At 66.3% G+C, this 26,975-nt stretch carries 27 protein-coding genes and 1 tRNA gene; 15 read left to right on the top strand and 13 right to left on the bottom strand.

Annotation, left to right across the window (positions count from 1 at the left end; translation table 11 throughout):
* Positions 1 to 16 precede the first annotated feature (16 nt).
* Together AC1DRE_RS19305 and AC1DRE_RS19300 are read left to right on the top strand one after the other, a co-directional pair.
* On the top strand, positions 17 to 1,591 hold the full coding sequence (locus AC1DRE_RS19305; RefSeq protein ID WP_476986121.1) for an amino acid permease: 1,575 nt from the start codon (positions 17 to 19) through the stop codon (positions 1,589 to 1,591).
* Positions 1,592 to 1,658: 67 nt separating this feature from the next.
* Complete coding sequence (locus tag AC1DRE_RS19300; RefSeq protein WP_476986120.1) at positions 1,659 to 2,264, top strand: TetR/AcrR family transcriptional regulator; 606 nt, start codon at positions 1,659 to 1,661, stop codon at positions 2,262 to 2,264.
* An 88-nt stretch (positions 2,265 to 2,352) separates the two neighbouring features.
* On the opposite strand, the gene AC1DRE_RS19295 is transcribed toward AC1DRE_RS19300, so the two are convergent.
* The 4 genes from AC1DRE_RS19295 to AC1DRE_RS19280 all read right to left on the bottom strand — a co-directional run bounded on the left by AC1DRE_RS19295 (position 2,353) and on the right by AC1DRE_RS19280 (position 5,981).
* The gene (locus AC1DRE_RS19295; protein ID WP_476986119.1) at positions 2,353 to 2,988 is read right to left on the bottom strand and encodes a DUF2461 domain-containing protein; all 636 of its coding nucleotides are present in this window, start codon (positions 2,986 to 2,988) and stop codon (positions 2,353 to 2,355) included.
* Positions 2,989 to 3,161: 173 nt separating this feature from the next.
* Positions 3,162 to 4,661, bottom strand: coding sequence for a catalase (locus tag AC1DRE_RS19290; protein WP_476986118.1), 1,500 nt, complete (start codon positions 4,659 to 4,661; stop codon positions 3,162 to 3,164).
* 27 nt (positions 4,662 to 4,688) lie between these two features.
* A complete protein-coding gene (locus AC1DRE_RS19285) occupies positions 4,689 to 5,156 on the bottom strand; it encodes a Fur family transcriptional regulator (RefSeq protein ID WP_476986117.1) in 468 nt (155 codons plus the stop codon).
* A gap of 30 nt (positions 5,157 to 5,186) precedes the next feature.
* Positions 5,187 to 5,981 (bottom strand): hypothetical protein, encoded by a 795-nt coding sequence (locus tag AC1DRE_RS19280; protein ID WP_476986116.1) that lies wholly within the window; start codon positions 5,979 to 5,981, stop codon positions 5,187 to 5,189.
* Positions 5,982 to 6,122: 141 nt separating this feature from the next.
* Between AC1DRE_RS19280 and AC1DRE_RS19275 the strand changes: the two genes are divergently transcribed.
* Both AC1DRE_RS19275 and htpX read left to right on the top strand, forming a co-directional pair.
* Entirely contained in the window at positions 6,123 to 7,394 is a 1,272-nt protein-coding gene (locus AC1DRE_RS19275) for an MFS transporter (RefSeq protein ID WP_476986115.1), read from the top strand.
* A gap of 52 nt (positions 7,395 to 7,446) precedes the next feature.
* Positions 7,447 to 8,316 (top strand): zinc metalloprotease HtpX, encoded by an 870-nt coding sequence (htpX, locus tag AC1DRE_RS19270; RefSeq protein WP_476986114.1) that lies wholly within the window; start codon positions 7,447 to 7,449, stop codon positions 8,314 to 8,316.
* Positions 8,317 to 8,493: 177 nt separating this feature from the next.
* On the opposite strand, the gene AC1DRE_RS19265 is transcribed toward htpX, so the two are convergent.
* Complete coding sequence (locus tag AC1DRE_RS19265; RefSeq protein ID WP_310161018.1) at positions 8,494 to 8,985, bottom strand: YajQ family cyclic di-GMP-binding protein; 492 nt, start codon at positions 8,983 to 8,985, stop codon at positions 8,494 to 8,496.
* Between the two features lie 225 nt (positions 8,986 to 9,210).
* Between AC1DRE_RS19265 and AC1DRE_RS19260 the strand changes: the two genes are divergently transcribed.
* Both AC1DRE_RS19260 and AC1DRE_RS19255 read left to right on the top strand, forming a co-directional pair.
* Positions 9,211 to 9,465 carry a hypothetical protein gene (locus tag AC1DRE_RS19260; protein ID WP_364118804.1) on the top strand — a complete coding sequence of 85 codons (255 nt, stop codon included), beginning with the start codon at positions 9,211 to 9,213 and terminating at the stop codon, positions 9,463 to 9,465.
* Positions 9,466 to 9,625: 160 nt separating this feature from the next.
* Positions 9,626 to 9,707, top strand: a tRNA-Tyr gene (locus AC1DRE_RS19255).
* 171 nt (positions 9,708 to 9,878) lie between these two features.
* Here the strand turns inward: AC1DRE_RS19255 and AC1DRE_RS19250 are convergent.
* Complete coding sequence (locus AC1DRE_RS19250) at positions 9,879 to 10,808, bottom strand: LysM peptidoglycan-binding domain-containing protein (protein WP_476986113.1); 930 nt, start codon at positions 10,806 to 10,808, stop codon at positions 9,879 to 9,881.
* Between the two features lie 612 nt (positions 10,809 to 11,420).
* Complete coding sequence (locus AC1DRE_RS19245) at positions 11,421 to 12,155, bottom strand: potassium channel family protein (protein WP_104171948.1); 735 nt, start codon at positions 12,153 to 12,155, stop codon at positions 11,421 to 11,423.
* A 60-nt stretch (positions 12,156 to 12,215) separates the two neighbouring features.
* On the opposite strand from AC1DRE_RS19245, the gene AC1DRE_RS19240 reads away from it, so the two are divergent.
* Entirely contained in the window at positions 12,216 to 12,761 is a 546-nt protein-coding gene (locus tag AC1DRE_RS19240) for an acyl-CoA thioesterase (protein WP_476986112.1), read from the top strand.
* Positions 12,762 to 12,824: 63 nt separating this feature from the next.
* Here AC1DRE_RS19240 and AC1DRE_RS19235 read toward each other — a convergent pair whose 3' ends face one another.
* From AC1DRE_RS19235 to AC1DRE_RS19225, 3 genes are read right to left on the bottom strand one after another with little or no spacing between them, the layout of a single operon-like run.
* Positions 12,825 to 13,625, bottom strand: coding sequence for an ABC transporter permease subunit (locus tag AC1DRE_RS19235; RefSeq protein ID WP_476986111.1), 801 nt, complete (start codon positions 13,623 to 13,625; stop codon positions 12,825 to 12,827).
* Positions 13,622 to 14,551, bottom strand: a complete 930-nt coding sequence (locus AC1DRE_RS19230) for an ABC transporter ATP-binding protein (protein WP_476986110.1) — start codon at positions 14,549 to 14,551, stop codon at positions 13,622 to 13,624. The genes AC1DRE_RS19235 and AC1DRE_RS19230 overlap by 4 nt, the downstream gene beginning before the upstream one ends.
* Positions 14,548 to 15,279, bottom strand: coding sequence for a TetR/AcrR family transcriptional regulator (locus AC1DRE_RS19225; protein ID WP_476986109.1), 732 nt, complete (start codon positions 15,277 to 15,279; stop codon positions 14,548 to 14,550). Before AC1DRE_RS19225 ends, AC1DRE_RS19230 begins: the two co-directional genes overlap by 4 nt.
* A 131-nt stretch (positions 15,280 to 15,410) precedes the next feature.
* Between AC1DRE_RS19225 and trxA the strand changes: the two genes are divergently transcribed.
* On the top strand, positions 15,411 to 15,824 hold the full coding sequence (trxA, locus tag AC1DRE_RS19220) for a thioredoxin (RefSeq protein WP_104171953.1): 414 nt from the start codon (positions 15,411 to 15,413) through the stop codon (positions 15,822 to 15,824).
* Between the two features lie 144 nt (positions 15,825 to 15,968).
* Here the strand turns inward: trxA and AC1DRE_RS19215 are convergent, their stop codons facing one another.
* On the bottom strand, positions 15,969 to 16,247 hold the full coding sequence (locus AC1DRE_RS19215) for a putative quinol monooxygenase (protein ID WP_476986108.1): 279 nt from the start codon (positions 16,245 to 16,247) through the stop codon (positions 15,969 to 15,971).
* A gap of 112 nt (positions 16,248 to 16,359) precedes the next feature.
* On the opposite strand from AC1DRE_RS19215, the gene AC1DRE_RS19210 reads away from it, so the two are divergent.
* Positions 16,360 to 18,036 (top strand): AMP-binding protein, encoded by a 1,677-nt coding sequence (locus AC1DRE_RS19210; RefSeq protein WP_476986107.1) that lies wholly within the window; start codon positions 16,360 to 16,362, stop codon positions 18,034 to 18,036.
* A 69-nt stretch (positions 18,037 to 18,105) separates the two neighbouring features.
* On the opposite strand, the gene AC1DRE_RS19205 is transcribed toward AC1DRE_RS19210, so the two are convergent.
* Positions 18,106 to 19,086, bottom strand: coding sequence for a DNA-3-methyladenine glycosylase family protein (locus AC1DRE_RS19205; RefSeq protein ID WP_476986106.1), 981 nt, complete (start codon positions 19,084 to 19,086; stop codon positions 18,106 to 18,108).
* A 189-nt stretch (positions 19,087 to 19,275) separates the two neighbouring features.
* Between AC1DRE_RS19205 and AC1DRE_RS19200 the strand changes: the two genes are divergently transcribed.
* Positions 19,276 to 19,707: a VOC family protein gene (locus tag AC1DRE_RS19200; RefSeq protein WP_476986105.1), complete on the top strand. Its 432-nt coding sequence runs from the start codon at positions 19,276 to 19,278 to the stop codon at positions 19,705 to 19,707.
* 46 nt (positions 19,708 to 19,753) lie between these two features.
* On the opposite strand, the gene AC1DRE_RS19195 is transcribed toward AC1DRE_RS19200, so the two are convergent.
* Positions 19,754 to 20,881 (bottom strand): SLC13 family permease, encoded by a 1,128-nt coding sequence (locus tag AC1DRE_RS19195; protein WP_476986147.1) that lies wholly within the window; start codon positions 20,879 to 20,881, stop codon positions 19,754 to 19,756.
* Positions 20,882 to 21,045: 164 nt separating this feature from the next.
* Here AC1DRE_RS19195 and AC1DRE_RS19190 point away from each other — a divergent pair, with 164 nt between their 5' ends.
* The 5 genes from AC1DRE_RS19190 (at position 21,046) to AC1DRE_RS19170 (ending at position 26,911) form a co-directional block, all read left to right on the top strand.
* Positions 21,046 to 22,431 (top strand): cystathionine beta-synthase, encoded by a 1,386-nt coding sequence (locus AC1DRE_RS19190; protein WP_476986104.1) that lies wholly within the window; start codon positions 21,046 to 21,048, stop codon positions 22,429 to 22,431.
* A gap of 39 nt (positions 22,432 to 22,470) precedes the next feature.
* Complete coding sequence (locus AC1DRE_RS19185) at positions 22,471 to 23,658, top strand: cystathionine gamma-synthase (RefSeq protein ID WP_476986103.1); 1,188 nt, start codon at positions 22,471 to 22,473, stop codon at positions 23,656 to 23,658.
* Between the two features lie 6 nt (positions 23,659 to 23,664).
* Positions 23,665 to 24,933 carry a glycosyltransferase family 87 protein gene (locus tag AC1DRE_RS19180; protein ID WP_476986102.1) on the top strand — a complete coding sequence of 423 codons (1,269 nt, stop codon included), beginning with the start codon at positions 23,665 to 23,667 and terminating at the stop codon, positions 24,931 to 24,933.
* A gap of 68 nt (positions 24,934 to 25,001) precedes the next feature.
* The gene (locus tag AC1DRE_RS19175) at positions 25,002 to 25,511 is read left to right on the top strand and encodes a winged helix-turn-helix transcriptional regulator (protein ID WP_104171962.1); all 510 of its coding nucleotides are present in this window, start codon (positions 25,002 to 25,004) and stop codon (positions 25,509 to 25,511) included.
* Complete coding sequence (locus AC1DRE_RS19170; RefSeq protein ID WP_476986101.1) at positions 25,508 to 26,911, top strand: MFS transporter; 1,404 nt, start codon at positions 25,508 to 25,510, stop codon at positions 26,909 to 26,911. Before AC1DRE_RS19175 ends, AC1DRE_RS19170 begins: the two co-directional genes overlap by 4 nt.
* Positions 26,912 to 26,975: the final 64 nt, after the last annotated feature.

Here is a 26,975-nt window from a genome sequence, read left to right as displayed (position 1 = left end):
GATTGTGGACTTTCCTATGAACCTATTCCGGACAAAATCCATTGAGCAGTCGATTGCCGACGCCGATGAACCCGGACGCAAACTGAAGCGTTCCCTGAGCACGTGGGACCTGATGATCATGGGTGTCGCCGTTGCTGTCGGCGCCGGGATCTTCTCCGTCGGAGCCAAGGCCGCCGCGAACTTCGCCGGCCCCGCTGTGACGCTTTCCTTTGCCATCGCTGCAGTCACCTGCGCCCTGGCCATCATGTGCTACGCCGAGTTTGCCACGGCCATCCCGGTGGCCGGTTCCGCCTACGTCTTCACTTACGCCACCATGGGCGAGCTGCTGGCCTGGATCATTGGCTGGAACCTCATCCTTGAGCTGTTCACCGCCGGAGCCGTGATCGCCAAGTACTGGGGAATCTACCTCAGCAAGGTCTTTGCGCTGATGGGAGTGGACATTCCGCCCGCCATCTCCCTCGGCGGAATCGACCTCTACTGGGGCGCCTTCCTGATCGTGGCCGTATTCACCGTGCTGCTGGTGCTGGGAACGAAGCTCTCCGCCCGTGTGGGCAATATCTTCACCCTGATCAAGATCGCCGTCGTCCTGTTCGTAATCGTCGTGGGCTTCAGCTATGTAAAGTTCGAGAACTACGCACCGTTCGTTCCCGCCTCCGAGCCCACCGCGGCCTCAGGCGGTGCCGACGTGCTCAAGCAGTCCTTCTTCGGCTTCCTCACCGGAGCCGTGCCGGCGCAGTACGGCACGCTGGGCATCTTCGCCGGCGCGGCGCTGGTCTTCTTCGCCTTCATCGGATTCGACGTCGTGGCCACCTCGGCTGAAGAGGTCAAGAACCCGCAGAAGACCCTGCCGCGTGGCATCTTCGGCGGCCTGGCGATCGTCACTGTCCTTTACATCCTCGTGTCGCTCGCCCTGACCGGCATGGTGTCCTACACGCAGTTGGCAGAGGCCGAGAACCCCACCCTCACCACCGCTTTCGAAGCCGTGGGGAATACCGACGCCGCCAAGGTCATCGCCTTCGGTTCCCTGGTGGGCCTCACCACCGTGATCATGGTGCTGCTCATGGGACTGTCCCGGGTGGTCCTGGCCATGAGCCGCGACGGCCTGCTGCCGCGCTCGCTGTCCAAGACCAGCACTATCCGTGCGACGCCGGTCCGCCTCCAGATCATCTGCGGTGCAGGGGTCGCCGTCGTGGCAGGCCTCACCAACGTGGACCTGCTGGAGGAAATGATCAACATCGGCACGCTCTCCGCGTTCGTGATGGTCAGCCTCGGCATCCTGGTCCTGCGGAGGAAGCGCCCGGACCTGAAGCCGGCCTTCCGCGTCCCGTTCGGCAAGGTACTCCCGGTGGTATCGGCGCTCCTGTGCCTCTACCTGATGACGAACCTCGCGGTGGAGACCTGGATCTTCTTCGCCATCTGGCTGGTCATCGGCGTGGCCATCTACTTCTCCTACGGCCAGCGCCATTCCCGGCTCAACGAGAAGTTCGCCGAAGCCAAGGCCGCCGTCAATGGCGCCCCGCAGGCTGTGAAGGCAGTGCAGGACAAGGGCGCTGCGGACGACGAGGACGAGGACGCGCTCACCCGCAGCTGACCTCCGCTCCCGTCCGCCCGCCCCTGCGTCGGAATCCGCCCTGGCCATGACTCCATAAGATGGAGCCATGGCCAGAGCAGTTAAACCGGAGCGCAAGGCGGAGCTGTTGTCCGCCATTCAGGACTACCTGATGGACAAGACCCTGGCCGAGCTGACGTTCCGGAGCCTGGCGGACGGCCTGGGCATCAGCTCGTACGTGCTGGTCTACCACTTCGGCAACCGGGAGCAGCTGGTCAACGAGATCATCCGGTCCATCGAATCCCGGCTGGACAGCATGCGCAGCACGGACGTGCGCGACATCGACCAGGAGGCCTGGCGGTCCTACCTGATGGAGTCCTGGCGCTGGACGATGGCCCAGCGGAACCGCCACCTGGCCAGGCTCGAGTTTGAGGCCACGGCCCAGGACATCGTGGCGGACTCGCCCCGCGGAACAGCCCAGGACCACTTCCGCATGCTCCACGAAAAAGCCCGCGACTGGCTGGTGGTGCAGGGCATCCGCCCGGAGTTCGCGGACACCGACGCCCGCCTCTTCACGTCCACGTTCTACGGCCTGCAGTTCGATTTTGTGGTGATGAACCAGCCCGAGGAAGCGACGAAGGCCTTCGAACTGATGGTGACAGTCTTCTTCTCGAACCTTCAGCACCGCCTGGCCACGGACGGCCAGCACTTCTGACGCCGCCACGCACCGCAGCCCGCACGGCACGCTTCCCGCACGGCGCGTACGGCATGCACGGCGCGTACGGCATGCACGGCGCGCTGCCTTAGGGCGAAGCGTGGCGGCCCATCCACTCGACAAGCGGCCGCAGCTGTTCCCAGAGCCGGCCAACCTCCTCCGCCGCGCCCGGCGTGGAGAGCCAGCCGGGTTCGCCCAGCTCCCTGCCGGCGGACAGCGACTTGTATTTGAGGAGGTCGGCCCTGGGATGCTCGCGGGGGAAGCCCCGCGGGACGGTCTTGAGCCGTTCACCCTCAACGGTGAATCCGGCATCGGTGAGCCGATGAACAATCTTCTCCAGGGATTCCCCGGTCCCGGTGGCATCCACCGAGTTCCGGAAGCGGGCAAGCTGGGCGGGCGAGATCGCATGGCAGCCGGCACCCACCAGAAGGCCGTCCGCGCTCAGCTGCACGTAGTACCCCACGCCTTCCTGGAACGACGCGACCGCACCCTGGGCTGTCTTGTAGGGGGACTTGTCCTGGGAGAAACGGACGTCCCGGTTGGGCCGGAAGATCTTCGCGGGGCCAAACCTGGGCTCCAGCTCGGCCAGCAGGGCAGCCAGCGGTTCCCGGACGAGCGTCTCGTAGCGGGCCTTGTGTTCCAGCCACCAGTCCCGGTTGTTGTTCTGCTCAAGGTCCGCATAGAAGCCGGAAGCACCGGCGGGGATGCCGTCGAATGTGTTCATGTAGGGAGCCTAGGGCCGCCCTGCCGCGCAGGCCAGAGGCTGCGGACCGTATGTGGAAAGCACCCGGAACGCAGAACACCCCGCCGCGGATAGTCCGCGGCGGGGTGTTCGTATCAGGGGCTGTCGGGCGCCGGTTTAGGGCGCCGTCGCATCAGCTGTCGCGAGGGAGCGAATCAGAGCTTGTTGGCTGCCTCTGCGTCTGATTCCGTCTGGCCTGCGCCGAGGTTGGCGCGCAGCTTGGCGCCGAGGTCGGCGTCAACGTTGGTCCAGTACTGGATGGCGCGTTCCTTGATGCCCGGGCTCTTCACGCCGCCCACTGCACCGGTGATGGTGTCCAGCAGACGGGCCTTGGCGCCGTCGTCGAAAACTTCGCGGTACAGCGTGCCGGCCTGGCCGAAGTCGCCGTCCTCGGCGTGCAGGGAGTGCGCTGAGAGCGTCAGCTCGCCGTCGTTCTCCCAGCCGCCTGCGGGGTCCTGCGGCTCAACAGCAGCGGGGCCGCCAACGGAGTTGGGGGCGTAGACCGGAACGGACGGGGCGTTGAAGTGGTACCGCCCGGCGCCGTCCTGGCTGTAGTTGTTGACCTGGTTCTTGGGCTGGTTCACCGGGATCTGGGCGTGGTTGGTGCCCACGCGGTAGCGGTGGGCGTCCGCGTAGGAGAAGATGCGGGCCTGCAGCATCTTGTCCGGGGATGCGGCGATGCCCGGCACGAAGTTCGACGGCGCGAAGGTGGCCTGCTCGATCTGCGCGAAGTAGTTCTCCGGGTTCCGGTTCAGCTCCATGGTGCCCACCTTGATCAGCGGGTAGTCAGCCTTCGGCCACACCTTGGTGAGGTCGAACGGGTTGAAGCGGTAGGTCTTGGCGTCCTCGTACGGCATGACCTGGACGTGCAGGTCCCAGGACGGGAAGTTGCCGGCAGCGATGTTTTCCTGCAGGTCGCGGATGTAGAAGTCCGCGTCCGAACCGGCCAGCTCTTCGGCGCGGTCGCCCGTGATGGTCTTGACGCCCTGGTTGGACTTGAAGTGGTACTTGACCCAGAAACGCTCGCCCTCGGCGTTGATCCACTGGTAGGTGTGCGAGCCGTAGCCCTGCATTTCGCGCCAGGAAGCCGGCAGGCCGCGGTCACCCATCAGCCAGGTGACCTGGTGTGCGGACTCGGGGGAGAGGGTCCAGAAGTCCCACTGCATGTCCGCGTCGCGCAGGTGGGTGCCGGGCAGGCGCTTCTGGGAGTGGATGAAGTCCGGGAACTTGATGCCGTCGCGGATGAAGAAGACCGGGGTGTTGTTGCCCACGAGGTCGTAGTTGCCCTCGGAGGTGTAGAACTTCACGGCGAAACCGCGGGGGTCCCGCCAGGTGTCCGGGGAGCCGTTCTCGCCGGCGACGGAGGAGAAGCGGATCAGCATCTCGGTCTCGGCACCCGGCTGCAGGAACGCGGCCTTGGTGTACGCCGAGATGTCCTCGGTGGCCTTGAACGTACCGAATGCGCCGCCGCCCTTGGCGTGCACTACGCGCTCCGGCACCCGCTCGCGGTTGAACTGGGCGAGCTTTTCCACCAGGTAGTGGTCGGTCAGGATGATGGCACCGTCGGCGCCGACAGCCTTCGAGTGAGCGTCGGAAGTGACGGGAGCACCGGACTGCGTGGTGGACACAGCGGGCGCAGAGATGTTCTGAGTCATCTTTCTCCTTCTGGTTGGGTTTCTTGCTTAGTTTCGTTCGGCGGGTAGCTTTTGGGTGCGCTGACAGTCCTGGCAGATGCCCTGGTACATGACGTCAGCGATCTGGATGGTCATCGGCTTGGCGTCCGGATCCCAGTGCGGGGTGAGGCAGGGCGCATGGCCAACGGCGCAGTCCACGTCCTCCACCCGACCGCAGCTGATGCACACGGCGTGGTGGTGGTTGTCGCCCACTCGTGTCTCGTACAGCGCGGGGGAATGGGGCGGTTCGAACCGGCGCAGCATCTGGAGGTCCGTGAGGTCGCCAAGGACCACGTAGACGGACTGCGCGGTCAGTTCGGGGAGTTCCTCACGCGCGGCGGCAAGGATGCTTTCGGCCGGCGAGTGCGGGTGATGTGCGACGGCGGTGAGCACCGCCAGCCGCTGTTTGGTCACCCGGCGGCCGTGGGCGCGCAGGGCAGCTGCCCATGCGTCCTGGCCGGCCTCGTGAACTGTCATAACCCCATTGAAGCACTTATTATGACTGAATCACAATAAGGCTAGGCTAATCTCCGGAGAACGCAGCACCATTTCAAACGGGTTGACGGCCTCGCCGGCGGAGCGGCCCAGCGCGTGCAGTTCCAGCCGCCCGTCCGTGACGGCAGCATCCGGCACCAGGCAGCTGAGGCCCGTGACGGACTGCCGCAGCGCCAGGGCTTCCAATGCTGCGGCCAGGGCAAGGAGTTCCGCCGGGGTGACGTCCTCCACGGACCCGATGCTCCGCTCCGGAGCCAGGACCGTGTGGTGCGTCCCGGCAGGGGTCGCCGGCGCCCAGGTGCGGATGGGGGGCGGCGGTACTGCTCCGTTCGGTCCGTCGCTGCGGGGGCCGGTGCCGTCAGGTGCGCTGCGCCGGGCGGCAGTTGCCGCCGCCAGCAGCGCGGTGCGCAGCCCGACGTCGTGCTTGTCCAGATCCTGATCCGGCACCGGCCGGCGGCGCTGCGCGGGTAAGGCGAGCTGTTCGGCAGGGGTGACCGGTTCGCTGTCCCAGCGGCCGAACAGGTGGAACGTGGGGGTGGATGACTCCGCGGCCGGTTCGCCGATCGAGGCACCGAGCGCATGCCAGCGGTGCGCGAAAAGCAGAGTGCAAGTGTCCGCGCCCAGGACGTCGGCCAGTGCCGTGCGGGCAGCGTTGTGGCACAGCAACCAGTCGGCGGCCGACCGGTGGTCGAGGGCCGTCGCGGGATTGCTGAGGCGGATCATCAGGTGGCCGGAAGTCAGCGGCGTGCGCGGCCGGGTGACTTCCCATACCTCAGAGCCGAAAAGCAGCCGTCTGGACAACTCCATGCGCACTCCGTTCGCTGTTGTGTTTCCCCGCCCGAGACTATCAAGGTCCGCACCACTATTCGGGGCCCTGCCGGGGTCACTGTCGGGATGCCGGTGGCGGGATGGCCCGGTCCCGTCAGTGCCCGCGGCTAGAGTTGCCCGGTGGGTAAATTGCTGGCTGATATCACTCCGTTGCGCGAGAGTTCGGACTTCCGCCGGCTGTGGCTGGGATCAGCCGTCTCCAACCTCGGCAGCCAGCTCACCCTGGTGGCGGTCAGCCTCGAGGTGTACCGGCTGACGCAGGACAGTCTCTACGTCGGCCTGCTGAGTATTTTCGCGCTGGTTCCCTTGGTACTGGGCGGCCTGCTGGGCGGGTCCATCGCCGATGCCCACGACCGCCGCAGGGTGGCGCTCCTGGCCACTACCGTGCTGTGGCTGACCACGGCCGCGCTGGCGTTGCAGGCCTGGCTGGAGGTGGGGAACGTGTGGCTGCTGTACGTGCTGGTTGCCGTGCAGAGCGGCGCGCAGGCCATCAACCAGCCCGCCCGGAGCGCCATTATCCCCATGCTGGTCCGCAAGGAACTGCTCCCCGCGGCCAACGCCCTGAGCATGATCAGCTTCGGCCTGGCCATGACCGCCGGTCCGCTCCTGGCCGGCGTGCTGGTGGCGTGGGTGGGGTTTGGCTGGACGTACACGCTGGACGTGGCGAGCTTCGTGTTTGCCTTCTGGGCCCTGCTGAAGCTTCCGCCGATGCCGCCGGGCAAGGAAGCCCACCGCGCGGGGCTGCGTTCCGTGGTGGAGGGTTTCCGGTTCCTGGGCACGCGCCCGAACCTCCGCATGACATTCGTGATCGACCTGATAGCCATGATCTTCGCGCAGCCCCGGGCCCTGATGCCGGCCATCGGTGCGGTGATGATCGGCGGGGGCGAGGCCACGGTGGGCATCCTCCTGGCGTCCACTGCAATCGGCGCCTTCCTGGCCGGCCTGTTCTCCGGACCGCTGGGCGGCGTCCGCCGGCAAGGAAGCGCCGTGGTGTGGTCCGTTATGGGCTGGGGCGCGTCCATTGCCGGTTTCGGGCTGGTAGTGGTCCTGGCCGGGCGCTCGGGGGAGGCCGGCGTCACGCTGTGGCTGCTGCCCGCCGCGCTGTGCTGTGCACTGGCCGGCATCTCCGATTCCGTGAGTGCCGTTTTCCGCACCACCATCCTCCAGGCGGCCACGCCCGACCACCTTCGAGGGCGACTCCAGGGCGTGTTTGTGGTGGTGGTTGCGGGCGGTCCGAGGATAGGGGACATGTTGGCCGGCGGCGGCACTAAACTCTTGAGTGAAGGTTGGGTTTTGCTGCTGGGCGGCCTCTTGTGCATCGCTGTGGCATGGGCGCTGGCACACCGGCAGTCGGGTTTTTTGAAGTACGACGCGCGGAATCCCGTTCCGTAGGGACCGGCCCCGCAGTCATTTCAAGAGGGCAGGAACTTCGCGAGGAGGCACAGTGCATAATCACCACAACGGGCTCAAGACCGCGGCGCTGTTCGGGGTGCTCTGGGCGGTGCTCCTGGGGCTCGGTGCCGTGATCGGCAGCAGCATGCGCAGCACGGCTCCCATCTGGATCATGGCGCTGGTGGGTGTGGGAACCACCGCCTACGGGTACTGGAACAGCGACAAGATCGCGCTCCGGGCCATGCAGGCCTACCCGGTCACCGAGGAGCAGGCCCCGCAGCTGTACCAGATTGTCCGGGAGCTCTCGGTAAGTGCCAACCAGCCCATGCCCCGGATCTACGTCTCGCCCACGCCTGCGCCGAATGCCTTTGCCACCGGCAGGAACCCGCAGAACGCCGCCGTCTGCTGCACCGAAGGCATCCTGCGGCTGTTGTCCGTCCGTGAACTGCGCGGCGTGCTCGGCCATGAGCTCATGCACGTCTACAACCGGGACATCCTCACCTCATCCGTGGCCGCGGCAGTAGCCGGCGTGATCACGTCGGTGGGGCAGATGCTGCTGTACTTCGGCGGTGGCGACCGGCGCAATTCGAACCCGCTCGCGATGCTCGCCATGGCGCTGCTGGCCCCGCTCGCGGCGATGGTGATCCAGTCGGCCATCTCCCGGACCAGGGAGTACGACGCCGACGAGGACGGTTCCGAGCTTACCGGCGATCCGCTGGCGCTCGCCTCAGCCCTGCGCAAGATCCATCAGGGCGTGCAGATGGTGCCGCTGCCCCAGGACCAGAAGCTGGTGAACGCGTCGCACCTGATGATCGCCAACCCGTTCCGCGGCGGCGGGCTGAGCAAGATGTTCTCCACGCACCCGCCGATGCAGGACCGCATCGCCCGGCTGGAACTGATGGCGGGCCGCCCGCTCAGCTGAGCGCCGCCGTCGTACTTTTTCCGTGGTGGGGCGCATCGTGCCTTTCGACGCGCAAAGTGCCCTTCGACGCGTGAAGTCCTTTTCGACGCGCAAAGAGGCCGGCGCGGCCCGTATACGGGGGGCGCCGGCCTCTTTGCGTAGCGTCAGGATTTTTCCGCGTCGAAAACGACGGCGGGGCTAGCTGCGGAAGTTCACGAACTGCAGGTCGGCCTCGTCAAAGTCCTTCAGCAGTGCCATGACGGCCTGCAGGTCATCGCGGGACTTGGACGAGACACGGAGTTCGTCGCCCTGGATCTGGGACTTGACGCCCTTGGGGCCCTCGTCGCGGATCAGTTTGTTGATCTTCTTGGCCAGGTCCTGCTCGATGCCTTCCTTGATGGAAGCCTCAAGGCGGAACTCCTTGCCGGACGGGTACGGCTCGCCGCTGTCCAGGGACTTCAGCGAGATGCCGCGGCGGATGAGCTTGGACTGCAGCACGTCCAGGACGGCGAGCACGCGCTCTTCCGAGTTCGCCTTCATCAGGATCTTCTCACCGCTGAAATCGACCTCGGCGCCGACGCCCTTGAAGTCATACCGCTGGACCAGTTCCTTCTGCGCCTGGTTCAGCGCATTGGCAACTTCCTGCTTGTCTACCTTGCTGACGACGTCGAATGTGGATTCGCCTGCCATAACTGTCCTCCTGCTGATCGTCCCGATACCCCTTGAAGGGCGGTGTTGTCTGCATTCCAGCCTAGTACGGATGGCGTCCAAGTGAAGGCCGCGTGCCGGACAATCGTCCACAGCGCAAGACGTTACGGGCGATTCACAGTTCCCTCATAGCGAACGCAGGGCGGGAACGAAGCCTTGGCCTCCAGAGTTGAAGGTGTTGGAAGAGCTGCCCCGGAAGGAAAGCACATGCACCAGAAGGCCGTCCGTTATGTCACCCGCTCGACTGCAGCCGCAGCCACAACCATCGCCACGGCGGCGACGTCCGTAGCAGCGGCTGCGGTGGCCGCGTCCATCATCCTTAGCCCCGTGGCAGATGCCTCTTCCCGGATGGACGGTGTGCACTCGGACCTGATGCGGGCAGTGCAGCTGAACCAGATCACGGAGGAGCAGGCCACAAAGTTCGAGGCGAAACTGGCCGGACGCATTCTCGGTGAAGCCTGATTTTCCGCGGAATTCCGGGGAATTCGGGGCCCTTTGAGGCTCGATTCGATTCTTCGGCAGAAGTTCTGTAAAGTTGTCTTGCCCGCGGTTGCTGGAAGCGGAACGGATGGAAACAGTCGTTCTGAACATGGAAGCCGCGAGTGATCTTCTTTTGAAGTTCGGCAGATTACCCGAGCGGCCAAAGGGGGCTGACTGTAAATCAGCTGGCAACGCCTACGGGGGTTCGAATCCCTCATCTGCCACCCAAGGAAAAGTCTCCGGAACCGTCAGGTTCCGGAGACTTTTCTGTTTCCGCTACGTTTTCGCGGCCAGGCCAGGTCAGGCCAGGCCCGGCGTGGCCCTGCCCGACCCGGCCCGGGCTTGTCCGAGGTCCCTGGCCCTCAAGGCGCAGAACCGCGGACAAGCCTAGGAAATCAGTTGAGGCCGATCACCAGCATCTGGTTGGTCCCCGGGATGCAGGTCTGCAGGATCACCCGTGGAAAGCCTCCGAAAACCGCTGAGACATTGTTGGTTGTGCCGGGGTTGGGCACCTGCCCGCGCCCGGTGACCGTGTAGGTTCCGTAGCCGGGAATGCTGACCGTTTCACCGACGCCGATCCCCGAGAACCGTGCCCACCCGCCGCAGAAGTCGTGCTCCGTGATGAACAGGGCGTAGGCATCAGTCGGGGTGAAGTGAATGGGGCCGATACAGGCGTCCACCATCCCCTGGCCACCGGCGCCCGCGACGTAGATTGTCCGGACCGCAGGGGCGGGGGCCGGAGCAGGAGCAGCAGCTGGTGCTGGCGCTGGTGCCGCTGCCGCGGGGGCTGCGGCCGGGGCGGCTACGGCGGGGCCTGTCAGCTTCAGGACTTGACCCGGCACGATCGGCGAGTACAAGCCGAGCCCGTTGGCCGCCAGCATAGCGTTCATGTCGACGCCAAAGCGGGCAGCGATGGCCCCCACCGTGTCCCCGGCAACCACCGTGTACGTGTTGGACGCCTCGGGTGCGGGTGCGGGTTCGGGTGCCGGAGCGGGTGCCTGCACAGCGGGCGCCGGTTCGGCAGCCGGTGCCTGCTGTGGCGCGGCTTCCGGAACGGCAGCAACAGCCGCCTCCGGCGTGCCGGCACCGGCCGTGGCAGGGGCGTCTACGGAGTTGTCGGCCGCTGGCACCGCAGCCGTTAGGGCCTGGGCTTCGCTGACCTGGGACGTCTGCGTGGCGCTGGAGAAGCTTATGGCGGTCACGGCAATCGCCGTCACCACGGCTCCCGCGGCCAGCATGATCCTCAGCCTGGTATTTGTGCCGCGGCTTGGTGCAGGTGTGGGGACAAGTGGTCTGTCCTCCTGGTTAAGCTCGTTTTGATCCATCGGTTCCCCCCGAGAGTCAATGCCCTTGGGGGTCAACAGGACAGCAGGCCCCAGGGCGGTGGTGCGCCGGCCCCGGACCGCACAAAGGGCAGCCCGTTGCGTAAAGACGCGTGAAGTGGGCTGCCGAATTGACGAAGAATTGCGGAAGCCCGAATGATTAGACCCATGCCCACTTCCGTGGCCATGTGAAATTCCGGAATGCTGCTTGCCCTAGGAATATCGAGTCTATGAATGGGGAGTATTTGCCGCACGAGTGGGCATTACCCGAATCTTCACGCATAACACCCGCACATTGGCAGGACATACCCAATGCCGCTTTTTGTTCGACGGCGGGGACACTCGCTTGCGGATGGAGTGGTACTTGGCCTGGGGTGAGTACGCGGTACGTGAATGCCCTGCCGTGGGCACTGCAAGCGCCAGGACACGTGCGCATTGCGAATGCTGGTTAATTAGTTTTGGCCTGGACAATTCTCGGTTTTGGGGGAATATCGTAAGACAAAGTAATTCAGCCGTCTGGACTTATTCCAGTCCAATAGACGTCAAAAGGTAGCCGCCCGGATGTAAAGTCCGGGCGGCTACCTTTTAATTGAATGCGGTGGGTTGGCGGCGGTTCTACAGCTCGCGCTCGCTGCGCAGTTCCGCCAATTCCCGGCGCAGGGCGGCAACCTCCACCAGCAGCTCCCGGACCTCAGTGCGGACCGGAACTTCAGCCGCTTCCACGGCCGCTTCGGTGTTCTCTTCCACCCGTTGCACCAGCCACGATGCGATGGACGCCGTGACCACACCCAGCACCGCGATGCCGCTCATCATCAAAGCCGCGGCGACCATCCGGCCAATCGGCGTGACCGGAAAGAGGTCGCCGTAGCCGACCGTGGTTATGGTGGTGATGGCCCACCAGGCGGCGTCGCCGAAGGTGAGGATTTTGGCGTCGGGAGCGTTTTGTTCGACATCCAGGACGGCCAGTGCGCCCACGAAGACCAGCAGGACCGCGGAGCCGGCCACGTAGGTGACCACGCGGCCGCGGAGGGTTTCACCCACGGTGCGGTGCAGCACGGAGAGCAGCGTCACCAGCCGGAGAAGCCGCAGCGGCCGGAAGAACGGCAGGGCAACGATCAGCAGCTCGTGCAGGTTGAGGATGAACCAGTGCTTCCTGTTCTCCGCGAGCCACAGGTTGGCGGCATAGTCGGCGGCGAAGATCGCCCAGGTGATCCACATGATCCCTTCCAGGACGTCGGCCTGCCGTCCCTCGATGTGGCCGATCACCTGCCAGGCATAGGCTGCCAGGAACACCAGGGCTGTCCCCATCAGCGGCCACTCGGCTATGTCCCTGTAGCGTTGCTGTGTCATGGGGGAAATCCTACGGCGCCGCCTCTTGGCCGCGATGTTACTCGCGGGTAACATGTTTGCATGCACCTGCTTTTGCGAACCCTCCTGCTCCTGTTCACTTCCTCGCGCCGGCCGGCCCTGAGCATCTGGGACACATCCTCCCTGCCGCTTCGCGTCCTGCCCACGGACATAGACATCGCCATGCACGTCAACAACGGGATGTATTTCTCGCTGATGGACCTGGGCCGCTTTGATCTGATGGCACGTAGCGGGACCTGGCAAAAGATGCGCCGGCGGGGCTGGACGCCCGTGGCCGCAGGGGAGACCATCGCCTTCCGCAAGTCCCTGCAGCTGTGGCAGCGCTACACCATCGAATCGCGGATCATCGGCCTCGACACCAAAGCCATCTACTTCGAGCAGCGCATGGTGGCGGACGGGGAAATCTATGCACGGGCGCACATCGCCACCCGTCTTGTCAGTAAGGGGAAGCCCGTCAGCCAGGAGGAGATCTTCGCCGAATTCGGTGAGCCCCCGGCGGGGCTGGAACTGCCGGAGTGGATCCACGAGTGGCGCGAAACCAATGCACTGCCCGGAGCCCGCCGTCCCGCGCCGAACCTCTGGCACTGAGACGCTGCGGCGCCGCTGGAACCGCACCTGCCGCCTGCACGCCCGAGGCCTAAGCACCTGTCGCTACGCGCCGACGTCGCGCCTGTCCAGCGCCACTGCGCTGAGCAGCACCAGTGCCACTGAGATGCCCCACAGCCATCCGGCGGCCGCCCAGTCCGCCCCGCCAGCCACCGGGGAGTTTCCGTAGGCCCAGTGATACGGGGACAGCCCCAGGAGCCACTCGACGTCCTTGCTCTGCCGCCCCACGGCGTTGAAGACGTAGCCCAGCACGCCTACGGCAGCGCCGGCGGCGAGTCCATACGTCCGGCGGCCCGTCAACGTGCCGGCGAAGAGGGCGGCGGTTCCGGTGAGCAGCGACAGCCCGGCGAACAGCACGGCGGCACCGAACAGGTTTTCCGGCATGATGTCCAGCCGTGCCGAGTCATTGAGCAGGCGCACCAGGACAAACACCAGGGCGGACAGCAGGATCACGCGAAGGAACAGGGCCAGTGCACGCTCCAGGACCACCTGGACGCGTGTGACGCCGTGCGCCAGCGTGAGTTCCAGCTGACCCGATTCCTCGTCCCCGCCCACTGCTGCCGCGCCCCACGCCACCGAGGCGATAGTCATCAGCATGAAGCCGATCAGGCCAAAGAGCGTCGCCTGGGTGTAGCCCGGACCTGTGGCGATCAGATCGTAGTTCAGGGCCTTGGTCATCTCCGGCGGCAGGGCGTCGATCATGTTCTGCATTTCGGCGCTGCCGCCGATGGAAGGGTAGAGCGGCAGGTAGAGGAAGACGGCAAAGGCCAGTCCGGCCGCCCAGCCGAGGGTCGACCGCCAGGAGTCCACGAAGGCCCTGGTGAACAGGGGAAGGGTCGTCTTCACGGCCGTACCCCGTTGCCGGCCAGGCTTCCGTACATCTTGAGCACTGATTCCTCCAGGTCGGGTTCCTCGAGCACCAGGTCGGTCAGCTGCAGCCCGGAAAGCACGTGGAGCAGGGGCTGGATGGCGCCTTCAAGGGTGGCTGAGAGCTCGACGCCGTCGCCCGAGTCCAGCACCTCAAGCCGGGCGATGCCGGGGACCCGGCGGAGCAGCGCGCCGGCGTCGTCCACGGAAATCCCGGTGGCGCTGAGCCGGACATGCCGCACTGCGCTTTCCCGGAGCCTGGCCACCGAGGCCACGGTGACGATGTGGCCGTCCCGCAGAATGGCGACCTCATCCGCAGCCTGCTGGACTTCGCTAAGTACATGGGAACTGAGGAAGATGGTCTGTCCTTTGTTCCGGGACTCCTTCACCATGGCCAGGAATTCCTGCTGCACGAGGGGATCCAGGCCGCTGGTGGGCTCGTCCAGCACCAGCAGCTCCGGGTCGTGCATAAAGGCCTGTACGAGCCCCAGTTTCTGCCGGTTGCCTTTCGACAGCTTGCGTGTGTGCCGGTCCAGGTCGAGGTCAAGCCGCTCCGCCAGCGCATCGATGTGGCCGCGCTTCACCGGGCCGCTGATGGCCTCGTAATGGGACAGGAGTTTACGTCCCGTGATCCGGCCTTCCAGGAACAGTTCGCCGGGGAGATATCCGATCCGGCGACGCAGCTCCGGTCCCGCCCGCCGGGGATCCTCGCCCAGCACCCGGGAACTCCCGGACGATGGCCTGATGATGTCCAGCAGGCAGCGCATGGTGGTGGTTTTGCCGGCACCGTTGGGTCCGATCATGCCGAACACCGTTCCGCGTTCCACCGTGAAGTCGATGCCGTGCAGCACCTCCCTGCTGCCGAATTTCTTGGTGAGTGACTGAACGACTATCGCCTGGCTCATCGATCTTCCTCCCTGTTCAGCGGTCCGGAAGGCTGCGCCCCGGCCTTCGTTCCGGACCCGGCCTCCGCCGGAGCCTTCGTTCCGGAAGCCCCCATCGCGGACCGTGCAGCGTCCAGGAAGACGGTGTCCGTGTAGACCCCGTACGTATAGAGCTCCAGCGCCGGCACAGTCAGCCGGCGCACCGTGTCGGCGCCGAGTCCCGTCGTCCCCAGCGATCTGGCGATGTGCCTGCCAAGCACCAGGATGGCCAGGCTATTGGAAGCGATCACGACGGCGGCGGCGTGCGGATCGCTGAAGGTGCGGACGGTGCCGTGGGCCACGCCGGTTTCCATCAGCTGCGCTGTTTGCCGCACCAGTGCATCGAACAGGCACTCGCCGGCCTCCGACCGGTCGCTGAGCGCCTGCCGGATGTAGGCGATTTCGTCCTCGTATTGCCCGGGGTCCGCAAGGTAATCCTCGAGGAGGTGGCGGGCGCTGGCCGGATCCGCCTTTTCCTGGCCGCGCCGTGCCACCTCGCCGATGACGAAGTCGTCGCAGGCCAGACGCAGGCCGGCCTTGCTGCCGAAGTGATGGATGACCAGCCCCGGACTGACGCCGGCGGCCGTTGCAACGGCGCGGACGGTGGTGAGCGCGAAGCCGGTGTTGCCAAACAGCCCGATGGCAGCGTCCCTGATCCGCGCCCTGGTGCTGCGGTCGTCCCCGCGCGGGTCCGCTGCTGCTGAACGCATGTTCAAGATGTTAAACGCCTGTTTAACGCCCGGCAAGGGTCATAGGTCCCGGAAGCCGGGCTGAAGCGGTGGAGGTGTGCCAAGAGCGAAACGCATGGGACTTCCCCGGGCGGCTCGCGTACCGTTGACTCATGGCTACCGTAGACATTACAGGTGAACAGTTCGCAACAACCGTCGAGAACAACGACATCGTCCTCGTTGATTTCTGGGCCGAATGGTGTGGTCCCTGCAAGCAGTTTGGACCCACGTATTCCGCCGTTTCCGAGAAGCACCCGGACGTCGTCTTCACCAAGGTGGACACCGAAGCGCAACAGCAGTTGGCGGCCGAAGCCGGCATCACGTCCATCCCCACGCTGATGGCTTTCCGCGAGAAGGTGCTGGTGTTCTCCCAGCCCGGCGCGCTGAACGCCCAGCAGCTGGAACAGGTGGTGGACGCGGTCAAGGCACTGGACATGGAGGAAGTCCACGCGCATGTGGCCCGTTCGCAGGCTGAGGCAGCGGCTGCGGCCGGCAAGCAGGACGGCACCCAGATTCCGGAGGCCTAGGCTTCCGCCGGGCGTCCATCGCCTGAGGCTCCACCGCCTGAACGCAGCATTTAAGCTCCAACGCGGGGTCACTTCCGCCCACGAACCATGGTTCGTACGGGCGGATGTGACCCCGCGTTGTTTGTCCGGAGAAAAGCGGCGGGACTACAGCCGTTCGAGCTGGACGGGCTCGGCCAGCAGGGCGCTCAGCGATTCGTTCAGGTCCTGGACGGCCGTGCCTTTGGAGTGCTTGTCAAGGTCCTCCTCGGAAGCCCACTGTTCGGTGAGAACCAGCTTGTCCTCGGTGGCCTGCGTCAGTTCGTACCGGATGCAGCCGGGTTCGTTGACCACCTCGTCGATCGCGATTTCGAGGGCGAGCTTCACGCGGAAGAATTCGCCGTCGTTGGGGATGAACGTTGCCTGCAGGTCAATGGGTGCACTCATGCGTTTCACAATACCGGCCCGCCCTTGCCGGTTCCGAAATATTTTGTAGGGCTTCCTAGTTTTACGCTTCTCTTGCGCCTCTCTTGCACGGGCTGAGTGGTAGCGTGCCAGCATGCGCGCTTATACAGCCGGGGACACTGACGTCCCGCTGCTCGAAGAGACCATTGGACAGAATTTCGAGCGGATCGTGGCCCGGTTCCCGTTCCACGACGCCCTGATCGAGGCTGCTCCGGTTCCCGGCGCGGATGCCCGCCGCTGGAGCTACACAAAACTGAACGACGACGTCGACCGGCTGGCCCGCGCGCTGCTCGCCCTCGGCGTCGCCACGGGGGAGCGGATTGGCATCTGGAGCCCCAACTGTGCGGAGTGGACCATCCTGCAGTACGCCACAGCCAAGATCGGCGCGATCCTGGTCAACGTGAATCCGGCTTACCGGAGCCACGAGCTGGAGTTTGTGGTGAAGCAGAACGGCATGCGCATGCTTGTCACGGCGCCGTCGGACCGGAGCAGCGACTACACCGGGATGGCCCGGCAGGCCCTCGCCGAATGCCCTGCTCTGAAGGAACTGGTGTTCCTCCCGGATGGCGGCCAGCCGCAGCTGCAGGCAGGCGATCCGGAAACGGACGCCGAACTGACGTACGCCGAGCTGCTCAAGCGGGCAGACGACGTCGGGCATTCGGTTCTGAAGGCCCGCCTGGCGGGGCTGGATCCGCACGATCCCATCAACCTGCAGTACACCTCGGGCACCACCGGCTTCCCCAAAGGCGCCACGCTCACCCACCGCAACATCCTGAACAACGGCTATTCCATCGGCGAGCTGCTGGGGTACACGGAACACGACCGCGTGGTGATCCCGGTGCCGTTCTACCACTGCTTCGGGATGGTCATCGGAAACCTGAACGCCCTGAGCCACGGCGCCGCCACGATCATTCCGGGGCGGTCCTTCACACCTGCGGGGGCCCTTGAGGCGGTCCAGGATTTTGGTGGGACATCGTTGTATGGCGTGCCCACCATGTTTATTGCCGAGCTGGCACTGCCGGACTTCGCTTCCTACGACCTGTCCACGCTGCGGACCGGCGTTATGGCCGGATCGCTGTGTCCCATCGAGGTGATGAACCGGGTCATCTCGGAAATGAACATGAAGGATGTGGCCATTTGCTACGGCATGACGGAAACGTCCCCGGTATCCACCATGACCCGCGACGGTGACACCATGCAGCACCGCACCGAGACCGTGGGGCGGACCATGCCGCAGCTGGAAAGCCAGGTGGTGGACCCGGTGACAGGCAGCGTGCTGGAGCGCGGCGATATCGGCGAGCTGTGCACGCGCGGTTACAGCGTTATGCAGGGGTATTGGGACCAGCCGGACAAGACCGCCGAAGCGATCGACGCTGACGGCTGGATGCACACGGGCGACCTGGCCCGCATGGACGCCGATGGCTACCTGGTGATCGAAGGCCGGATCAAGGACATGGTGATCCGCGGCGGGGAGAACATCTACCCGCGCGAGATCGAGGAGTTCCTCTATAGCCATCCCTCGATCCAGGACGTGCAGGTGATAGGAGTCCCGGATGCCAAGTACGGCGAAGAGCTGATGGCCTGCATCATCCTCAAGCCCGGCGCCGATCCGCTGGACGCCGCCGCCGTCGCCGAGTTCTGCCGGGGGCAGCTGGCCCACTACAAGATCCCGCGGTACGTGGACGTCCGCGAAAGCTTCCCGATGACCGTCTCGGGGAAAATCCGCAAGGTGGAAATGCGCAAGGAAGCGGTGGCCCGGCTGGGGCTCTGACAGCCGGCGGCCCGGGGATCTGGGGACAAGCGCGAACGGACAGTTAAGGCCCGCCGTCCACGCAAAGACCTAGTGCCGGCGGTGGTCCTGGATGGTCATGCGCGGGCCGAACGTGGGTTTCCGGAAGCCGCTGAGGCCGATCATCCGCACCACCCGCTGCCGGTGACCCTGCCACGGCGCCAGCAGCCGCAGCATCCCGGCATCGTCCGTCCGCCGGCCGGTCAGCGCGGCGCCCACATACGCGGCCAGATGGTAGTCGCCCACCGCGATGGAGTCCGGGCAGCCGTGGGTGCGCTGGACCACCTCCGCCGTGGTCCAGATGCCGATGCCGGGGATGGTCTGCATCTTGGCGGATGCCTCCGCGGCTGTGAGCCCCGCCAGGCGTTCAAGGGCGACGGCGGAACGCAGGGCCCGCATGACAGTTGCCGAGCGCTGCGGTCCCACGCCGGCCTTGTGCCATTCCCAGGAGGGGATCCGGAGCCACTGCTCAGGAGTGGGCTGCACCAGCAGCCCGGCCGGCGCGGCCGTACCGGCGGCGGGGGCCGCCGTGCCGAAGCGGTACATCAGGTAGCGATAGCCCCGCCGGGCTTCGATGACGGTGACCTTCTGCTCGAGGATGGTAGGCACCAAGGAATCGACTATCCGGCCGGTGGACGGGAGCCGCAGCGCCAGGTTCCGGCGTCGGGCTTCCACCACCATCCGGGGGAGCGTGGCGTGGAACTCTGGGCGGTCAAAGCCGGACCAGTCGTCCCCGCTGCCCAGCAGCCGCGGCGCCGTGGAGATGGCGTCCCCGGCCCCGGGGCCCCATGCCTGCGCGTCCACGTCCGGTTCGCGGGGGTCCCCGGAAACGGTGAGGCGCAGCGTCGCCGGGCCATCCGGCGTCGTAAATGACATCCAGACACCGTCGGGCCGGGAGGCGAAGGCCGGATCACCGTTGCCGCGCATCAGCGTGCCGAGGGTCTGCAGGAGATTGAACGGACCGCCCGGATGCCACCGCAGCGAGGCGTCCGCCGCGGCGGCGAGGCCAGCAGGGACGTCGGTAATGGTCATAGGTCCATCGTCCCACGCAAGGCTGACACAGCCCCCCGCGGCATGCCGCCCCGGCGTCGCCTCCAAGGCCTGCAGCCCGGTGGACAGGCAAGGCCAAAGGGCCCTGATTGGCTCCGGTCTGCGGGACTAGAATTTGCCTGTGGCGCGGCACATCCGTGCCCTCCACCCCCATTTTGTCAGGAGCGCACAATGGCTGGAATCGTACATTTTGAAATCCCTGCGGACGACCAGGGACGGGCCAGCGAGTTCTACAAAGCGGCCTTCGACTGGACAATCACCCCGATGCCCCAGATGGACTACAACATGGTCCTCACCACCCCGAGTGATGAAACAACCGGAACGCCCAAGGAACCCGGGGCGATCAACGGCGGACTCTTTGCCAGGGAAGGGGAACTGAAGACCCCCATCATCACCGTTGATGTCGAGGACATCGACGCCTCGCTCGCGCGGATCGAATCGCTGGGCGGAGCCGTGGTCAAACCCAAGGATGCCATTCCCGGAATGGGTTTCTACGCCTACTTCAGGGATCCCGAGGGCAACGTCCTGGGGCTGTGGCAGAACGCCGACGCCGGGGCAGCACGGGTCAGCCCGGAATCCGCGGCAAACGACATCGGCGCGTAGGCTGGGGGCCCGGGTGGCCCGCCCCGCCTGGGAACCCGCCTGGGATTCAGTGCATCCCTGAAGCCACCCACAGCGCCACGACGGCCAGGGGAACTGTCAGCGCTGCGGCCACCAGGCCGGCGAGGGCGAATCCGCCCCACCTGATGCGGACGTTCAGGGCAAGGAGCCGCTCGTGCCAGAGCAGCGTGGCCAAGGATGCCCACGGACTCACCAGCGGGCCGAGGTTCACGCCGATAAGAAGGGCGGCCAGCCGGGCCGGCGAGCCTGCCACCGGTTCCAGGGCCAAGTAGGCGGGGAGGTTGTTGGCAGCGTTTGCGGCGCCTGCACCCAGCCCCGCCAACTGCAGGAGGTCGGGCAGGCTGTCGCCTGATCCGGCCACCCCGGCCAGCAGCGAGGCTAGGCCGTTGGCATGCAGGGCCTCCACGAGCATGAACAGGCCCACCGTCAGCATCAGCGGACGCCACGGAACCATGGACCACCGCAGCGCGGCAGGGCGCCGCCGCAGGAAAACCGCCAGCAGGAAGGCGGCCGCCGCCATGGCGGGGTACTGGACAGGCACTCCGGACACCAGCGCAGGCAGCAGCACCAGCAGTGTGCCCGCCGCGAATATCAGCAGGCCGCGGTCCCGCACCCGGTGGACTGGCTGGGGCCCGTAGCTGCCGCGCAGGTCTCCCCGGAACGCCAGCCACAACAGGGTGAGCGGAACCAGCAGTCCCACCAGGGCGGGGGCCCAGACGAGGCCCGCGAATCCCAGCGGGCTGAGCCCGAGCCTGTCCTGGGCCAGCAGGTTCGTCAGGTTGGACACCGGAAGCAGCAGGGACGCCGTGTTGGCGAGCCAGATGCTGGTCAGGGCGAACGGCAGGGGCGGAATGCCGGCGTGGACGGCCAGGAGGACCACCACGGGGGTCACCAGCACTGCTGTGGTGTCCAGGGACAGGAAAACCGTGGATACCGTGGCGACTGCAATGACGAGGAGCCACAGGAAGAAAACGCGGCCGCGGCCCAGGACAGCCAGGCGGTCCGTGACCACCCGGAACAGGCCCGCCTCGTCCAGGAGCTCCGTCACCAGGGACATGGCCAGGACGAAGGACAGGATCGGAATGGTCCGGCCGGCCAGTTCCGCGAAGGCCGGCACAGGCAACGCACCCAGGGCCAGGGCCCCCACGCCGGCCATGAGCGTGATGCCCGGCAGGAGGTAACTCCGTCTCTTCGTCAACCACGCGAACCGCTGCACCGACCAATCGTCCCACCCGTCCCGGCCTGTGCGCGCGCGGCACGCACCGGCGGGGCGGGGCGGCGAAGCAAGGCGTGCAGGCCCGAGACGGTAACTTTGTACCTATGAAGTACGCCCAGTCCGTCCTGGACCTCATCGGCCACACGCCGCTCGTCAAACTCAACCACGTAACTGATGGCGTCAAAGCCACCATCCTGGCGAAGGTGGAATACCTGAACCCGGGCGGATCCATCAAGGACCGTATCGCGGCGAAGATGATCGAGGAGGCGGAACGGGACGGCAAACTCCTGCCCGGCGGAACCATTATTGAACCCACCTCGGGGAACACCGGCGTCGGCCTGGCCCTCGTGGCCCAGCAGAAGGGCTACCGCTGCGTCTTCGTGGTCCCGGACAAGGTCGGTGAGGACAAGCGCGCCGTCCTGCAGGCATACGGCGCCGAAGTGGTGGTGACTCCCACCGCCGTCGCCCCGGACAGCCCGCAGAGCTACTACAGCGTGTCGGACCGCCTGGTCACCGAAATCCCGGGCGCGTTCAAACCGGACCAGTTCTCCAACCCCGCCGCGCCGGGAAGCCATTACGAATCCACCGGACCCGAGATCTGGCAGGACACGGACGGCCGGATCACGCACTGCGTGATCGGGGCCGGCACCGGCGGCACCATCACCGGCACCGGCAGGTACCTCAAGGAAGTTTCCGCCAACCGCCCCGAAGCCGACGGCGGACGCGTGCGGATCATCGGCGCCGACCCCGAAGGTTCCGTCTACTCCGGCGGCACCGGCCGGCCGTACTTCGTGGAGGGCGTCGGCGAGGACATGTGGCCGGCCAACTACGACAAGACCGTCCCGGACGACGTGATTGCCGTCAGCGATGCCGAGTCCTTCGAGATGACCCGCAGGCTTGCCCGCGAAGAGGGCCTGCTGGTGGGCGGCTCATCCGGCATGGCCGTGGTTGCCGCGCTGCGGATCGCCAAGGACTTGCCCGAAGACGCCGTGGTGGTGGTGATCCTGCCCGATTCAGGCCGCGGCTACCTGGCCAAGATCTTCAACGACCAGTGGATGCGGTCCTACGGCTTCCTGTCCGGCGGCGAGGAATCCTCCGTCGGTGAGGTACTCAAATCCAAGACCGGCGAGCTCCCGGAACTGGTGCACATCCACCCGAACGAAACTGTCCGCGACGTCATCAACATCATGAACGAGTACGGCGTCTCCCACATCCCGGTCCTGTCCCAGGAACCGCCGGTGGTCATGGGCGAGGTGCTGGGCGCCGTGGACGAGCGGAGCCTCACATCCAAGCTGTTCCGCGGCGAGGCGAAGCTGACGGACAAGATCTCCGAACACATGGGGCCCAGCCTGCCCGTGATCGGTTCGCTGGAGACCATCTCCGCGGCCCGCGAACTGCTTTCCGACGTCGATACGGTCATGGTCACCTTCGTCGGCGCCCCGGTGGGCATCCTGACCCGCCACGACCTCCTCGCCTACCTCAGCAACTAGTCCTGATTGCAAGCCCGATCGGCAGCCGAAAGGAACTTCATGTCTGTCTCTGAAAACCAAGGGTTCAACACCCGCGCCGTCCACGCCGGCCAGGCCTTCGAACCGCGTACCGGCGCCGTGGTGCCGCCCGTGCACTTCTCCTCCACGTATGCCCAGGACGGCATCGGCGGGCTGCGCGACGGCTACGAATACGGCCGCGGCACCAACCCTACGCGTGACTCGCTGCAGGAACAGCTGGCCGCGCTCGAAGGCGGCTCGCACGCGTACTCCTTCAGCTCCGGCCTCGCCGCCGAGGACTCGATGATCCGTGCACTGACCCGTCCGGGCGACCACATCGTGCTCGGCAACGACGCCTACGGGGGCACCTACCGGCTGATCAGCCGCGTGCTGGGGGAGTGGGGCATCGGCAATACGCCGGTGGACATGTCCAATCTCGATGCCGTCGCGGGGGCCGTTGCGGCCGGCGGACCGGACGGGGGCAAAACCCGCCTCGTGTGGGTGGAAACGCCGTCGAACCCGATGATGAAGATCACTGACATCGAGGCGCTCGCCAAGCTGGCGCACGACGCCGGAGCGCTGCTCGTGGTGGACAACACCTTCGCCTCGCCGTACCTGCAGACCCCGCTGGCCCTCGGCGCCGACATCGTGGTGCACTCCACCACCAAGTACATCGGCGGCCACTCCGACGTCGTCGGCGGCGCGATCGTGGTCAACGACGCGGAGCTGGCCGAGAAGATCGGCTTCGTGCAGTTCGCCGTCGGTGCCGTCTCCGGCCCGATGGACGCCTTCCTCACCACCCGCGGCCTCAAGACCCTTGGCGTCCGGATGGACCGGCACAGCGACAACGCCCAGGCCGTGGCCGAATGGCTGCTGCAGCGCCCCGAAGTGGAAGCCGTGCTGTACCCGGGCCTCCCGTCGCACCCGGGCCACGAACTTGCGAAGAAGCAGATGAAGAAGTTCGGCGGCATGATCTCCGTGCAGTTCAAGGGCGGCGAGGCGGCGGCCCGCACCGTCGCGGAAAACACTTCCGTGTTCACCCTGGCCGAGTCCCTCGGCGGCATCGAGTCACTCATGAACTACCCGTCGGAAATGACGCACGCCTCCGTCAAGGGAACCGAGCTGGCCGTTCCGGTCAACCTCATCCGGCTCTCCTGCGGCATCGAGGACGTCGAGGACCTCATCGCGGACCTGGAGCGCGCCTTCACCTTCATCGGGACGGGCAGCTAGCAGCCGGTGACCATCTCGCTCCGGGCGGTTTCGCCCACCACGCGCGGCTGGATAGCGACGGCGGCAGGTGCTGCCGCCGTCGTGATCGCCCTTGTGGTTCTGTACTCGGCGTACATCCCGCTTATGAACGACTTCGAGGTGTACTACTACGGCGGCAGCCGCGTGCTGCAGACCGGCGAGAGCGGCGTCAACGAGCTTTATGCGCCGCGGGACGGGCTCCCGTTCACCTACCCGCCGTTCGCCGCGTTGCTGTTCGCGCTGCTGGCAACGCTCAGCATCGGTGCCAGTAGCCTCATTTTCATTACGACGGCGCTGGCCGGCGCCGCCGTTGTGTCGGCGTGGCTTGCGCGGCACTACTTCGGGCTGCAGCGCTGGAAGGACGCCTTCGCCGACTGGCGCTTCCGGGCCGTGGCGCTCGCGGGGACGGCGGCGATCCTGCTGCTGGGCCCTTGGCGGGACACGTTCGACTTCGGCCAGATCAACATCATCCTGATGGGGCTGATCCTCGCGGATTTTGCCCTCCACGGAAAATCCCGGGCGGGTGAGCTCCGGTGGCCGGCAGGACTGCTGATCGGGATGGCGGCGGGGATCAAACTGACGCCGCTGGCGTTCGGCCTGTACTTCCTGGTGCGCCGGGACTTTAAGGCGCTCGGCTGGATGGCTGCGGGCTTCTTCGGCTCCATCGCGCTGTCCTGGGCCGTGCTCCCGCATGCGTCGGTGACGTTCTGGACCAAGATCCTGCCGGACACCGGACGGATCGGCGGCCCCGGCTACGTGGACAACCTTTCCGTCAAAGGCCTGCTGCTGCATCTGGGCATGCCGGACTCCGGAGTCACCAGCGCGGTGTGGCTGGTTCTTTCGCTGGCCCTCGTGGCCGTGGCGGCGCTGGTCATCAAATGGGCTGTTGAAGCGGACGAGAACTTCGTGGCGGTATCGGCCACCGCCGTGCTCATGCTGCTCATCAGTCCGGTCTCGTGGTCCCACCACTGGGTGTGGATGGCGGTGGCGCTGCCCTCCATGGCCTTCGCGCTCCACCGCATCCCGTCGAAGGACGGAAGGATGCGGCTGGCCGGCTGGATCATCGTGGCCGCCTCCGCAGTGGCGTTCTACCTGACGCCCAAATACCTCGCCGTGATGGCAGGCGCGCACGAGTGGGGCAAAGACCCGCAGACGCAATGGCAGCTCGCGGTGTCCAGCCTGGGCGTGGTGTGCGGGATCGCCATGCTCGCCTACTGGGCCCTGGCCTACCGTCCGTCGAGGGCCACCCTCCGCTGACCATTTAGCCGGACAACCCGACCCGACAACCCTAGCTTTCTTGAAGAGAGTCAGCTAGGGTTTCCTGCATGGCACTCCGCTCTGACTGGTCCCAACGCACCTGCGCCATGGCCCGCGGCCTGGACATCCTGGGCGATCCCTGGAGCATGCTGGTGCTCCGCGAAGTCTTCTTCGGCAACGGCCGCTTCGACGCCATGAAAAAACGGCTGATGGTGGCCGACTCCGTGCTCACCAAGCGCCTCGCAGGCCTCGTGGACGACGGGCTCCTTGCCCGGAAACCGTACGACGACGGCGGCCGCACCCGGCAGGAGTACGTGCTCACCGAGAAAGGCGAGGACGCGCTGCCGGTGCTCAACGCCGTCGTGATCTGGGCCGAAAAGCATCTCCCGGCACCGTCCGAGCAGGCGCACATGTTTGTCATTCACTCCACCTGCGGCCAGCGGACGTCCTCGGCGGACAGCTGCACCGCCTGCGGTGAGCGGCTGACCGCGGAAAACACCAGCTGGCACAGCCTCACCCGCACGGCTGAGCCCGTCCGGCTGGCCACCTCCACCTCACAGAACGGGCCCGCCGCATGAGCGCTTCCGAAACCACCCTGCTGCCTTCGCCCAGGAAACGCAGGCGCCGCCAGCTGCACCCCGCGTGGATCGTGGCCGCCGTCGCGTTCCTGGCCCTCGTGGGCGCCGCCGGTTTCCGGGCCGCCCCCGGCGTCCTGATGGTGCCGCTGCAGGACGAATTCGGCTGGTCCACCACAGTCCTGTCCGGGGCTGTCAGCATCAACCTGGTGCTCTTTGGCCTCACCGCACCGTTTGCCGCAGCGCTCATGGAACGGTTCGGCATCCGCGCCGTGACGTCCGTGGCGCTGGTCCTGATCGGCGCGGGGAGTGCCCTGACGGTGCTGGTGAACCAGTCGTGGCAGATCCTGCTGACGTGGGGGCTGCTGATCGGACTGGGCACAGGGTCCATGGCGCTCGTCTTCGCCGCCACCATCGCCAACACCTGGTTCACCAAGAGCCGCGGCCTGGTGATCGGCATCCTGACAGCCGGGAGTGCGGCCGGGCAGCTGGTCTTCCTGCCCTTCATCGCGATGCTGGCCCAGGATCCCGGTTGGCGGCAGGCATCCCTGCTCATTGCCGCCGGCGCCCTGGCCGTGGTGCCGCTGGTGCTCAAGTTCCTCAAGAACTCACCGGCCGACGCCGGAGTGCTGCCGTACGGCGCCGAGGCGGTCCCCTCCGCTGACACCGACACAGCCGCCGGTGCTGACACCGGCATTGCGCCCGGCATTGCGCCCGCCGCTGCGTCGGAACAGGTCCCTTCCACGGCACCCAGCGGGAACGCCGCGGTCCGGGCTCTCCAGGTCCTCAAGCGTGCCAGCAAGGTCCGCACCTTCTGGGCCCTGGTGGCCGGCTTTGCCATCTGCGGTGCCACCACCAACGGTCTCATCGGCACCCACTTCATTCCCTCCGCCCACGACCACGGCATGGCGGAGACCACCGCGGCGGGCCTGCTCGCCGTCGTCGGGATCTTCGACATCGTGGGCACCATTGCCTCCGGCTGGCTGACGGACCGCTTCAACCCGAGGATCCTGCTGGCCGTGTATTACCAGTTCCGCGGTATCGGGCTGCTGGTGCTGCCGCTGCTGCTGAGTGCCACCGTCCAGCCCAGCATGATCGTTTTCGTGGTGATCTACGGGCTCGACTGGGTTGCCACCGTTCCGCCGACGGCCGCCATCTGCCGCCAGGTCTTCGGGGCGGACGGCAGCGTGGTGTTCGGCTGGGTGTTCGCCGCCCACCAGCTCGGTGCGGCCGCCGCCGCCCTGGGCGCCGGCGCCATCCGCGACGCCACCGGCCAGTACACCTATGCCTGGTTCGGCGCAGCCGCCATGTGCACCATTGCCGCCGTCATCAGCGCCACCATCCGCAAGGATGCCGGGGCGCGGGAACCTGTCCTCGTGGCGGCCAGCCCCGCGGACCGCTGAGCCCGGCGTCCCGCGGACCGCTGAGCCCGGCGGCCCGCCAACGGACGGGCGCTCCGGCGTCCCG

The sequence above is a fragment of the Arthrobacter sp. P4_H3 genome (genome assembly GCF_056400885.1).
The sequence above is the reverse complement of the archived record's forward strand: the minus strand, read 5'-3'. Positions and strand labels throughout refer to the sequence as shown.

Bases quoted from the DNA above. Each gene is read 5' to 3' on its own strand.
- AC1DRE_RS19305 (WP_476986121.1), top strand. From the start codon at position 17: ATGAACCTATTCCGGACAAAATCCATTGAGCAGTCGATTGCCGACGCC.
- AC1DRE_RS19300 (WP_476986120.1), top strand. From the start codon at position 1,659: ATGGCCAGAGCAGTTAAACCGGAGCGCAAGGCGGAGCTGTTGTCCGCC.
- AC1DRE_RS19295 (WP_476986119.1), bottom strand. From the start codon at position 2,988: ATGAACACATTCGACGGCATCCCCGCCGGTGCTTCCGGCTTCTATGCG.
- AC1DRE_RS19290 (WP_476986118.1), bottom strand. From the start codon at position 4,661: ATGACTCAGAACATCTCTGCGCCCGCTGTGTCCACCACGCAGTCCGGT.
- AC1DRE_RS19285 (WP_476986117.1), bottom strand. From the start codon at position 5,156: ATGACAGTTCACGAGGCCGGCCAGGACGCATGGGCAGCTGCCCTGCGC.
- AC1DRE_RS19280 (WP_476986116.1), bottom strand. From the start codon at position 5,981: ATGGAGTTGTCCAGACGGCTGCTTTTCGGCTCTGAGGTATGGGAAGTC.
- AC1DRE_RS19265 (WP_310161018.1), bottom strand. From the start codon at position 8,985: ATGGCAGGCGAATCCACATTCGACGTCGTCAGCAAGGTAGACAAGCAG.
- AC1DRE_RS19260 (WP_364118804.1), top strand. From the start codon at position 9,211: ATGCACCAGAAGGCCGTCCGTTATGTCACCCGCTCGACTGCAGCCGCA.
- AC1DRE_RS19250 (WP_476986113.1), bottom strand. From the start codon at position 10,808: ATGGATCAAAACGAGCTTAACCAGGAGGACAGACCACTTGTCCCCACA.
- AC1DRE_RS19245 (WP_104171948.1), bottom strand. From the start codon at position 12,155: ATGACACAGCAACGCTACAGGGACATAGCCGAGTGGCCGCTGATGGGG.
- AC1DRE_RS19240 (WP_476986112.1), top strand. From the start codon at position 12,216: ATGCACCTGCTTTTGCGAACCCTCCTGCTCCTGTTCACTTCCTCGCGC.
- AC1DRE_RS19230 (WP_476986110.1), bottom strand. From the start codon at position 14,551: ATGAGCCAGGCGATAGTCGTTCAGTCACTCACCAAGAAATTCGGCAGC.
- AC1DRE_RS19225 (WP_476986109.1), bottom strand. From the start codon at position 15,279: ATGCGTTCAGCAGCAGCGGACCCGCGCGGGGACGACCGCAGCACCAGG.
- trxA (WP_104171953.1), top strand. From the start codon at position 15,411: ATGGCTACCGTAGACATTACAGGTGAACAGTTCGCAACAACCGTCGAG.
- AC1DRE_RS19215 (WP_476986108.1), bottom strand. From the start codon at position 16,247: ATGAGTGCACCCATTGACCTGCAGGCAACGTTCATCCCCAACGACGGC.
- AC1DRE_RS19210 (WP_476986107.1), top strand. From the start codon at position 16,360: ATGCGCGCTTATACAGCCGGGGACACTGACGTCCCGCTGCTCGAAGAG.
- AC1DRE_RS19205 (WP_476986106.1), bottom strand. From the start codon at position 19,086: ATGACCATTACCGACGTCCCTGCTGGCCTCGCCGCCGCGGCGGACGCC.
- AC1DRE_RS19200 (WP_476986105.1), top strand. From the start codon at position 19,276: ATGGCTGGAATCGTACATTTTGAAATCCCTGCGGACGACCAGGGACGG.
- AC1DRE_RS19195 (WP_476986147.1), bottom strand. From the start codon at position 20,881: ATGGCCGGCGTGGGGGCCCTGGCCCTGGGTGCGTTGCCTGTGCCGGCC.
- AC1DRE_RS19190 (WP_476986104.1), top strand. From the start codon at position 21,046: ATGAAGTACGCCCAGTCCGTCCTGGACCTCATCGGCCACACGCCGCTC.
- AC1DRE_RS19185 (WP_476986103.1), top strand. From the start codon at position 22,471: ATGTCTGTCTCTGAAAACCAAGGGTTCAACACCCGCGCCGTCCACGCC.
- AC1DRE_RS19175 (WP_104171962.1), top strand. From the start codon at position 25,002: ATGGCACTCCGCTCTGACTGGTCCCAACGCACCTGCGCCATGGCCCGC.
- AC1DRE_RS19170 (WP_476986101.1), top strand. From the start codon at position 25,508: ATGAGCGCTTCCGAAACCACCCTGCTGCCTTCGCCCAGGAAACGCAGG.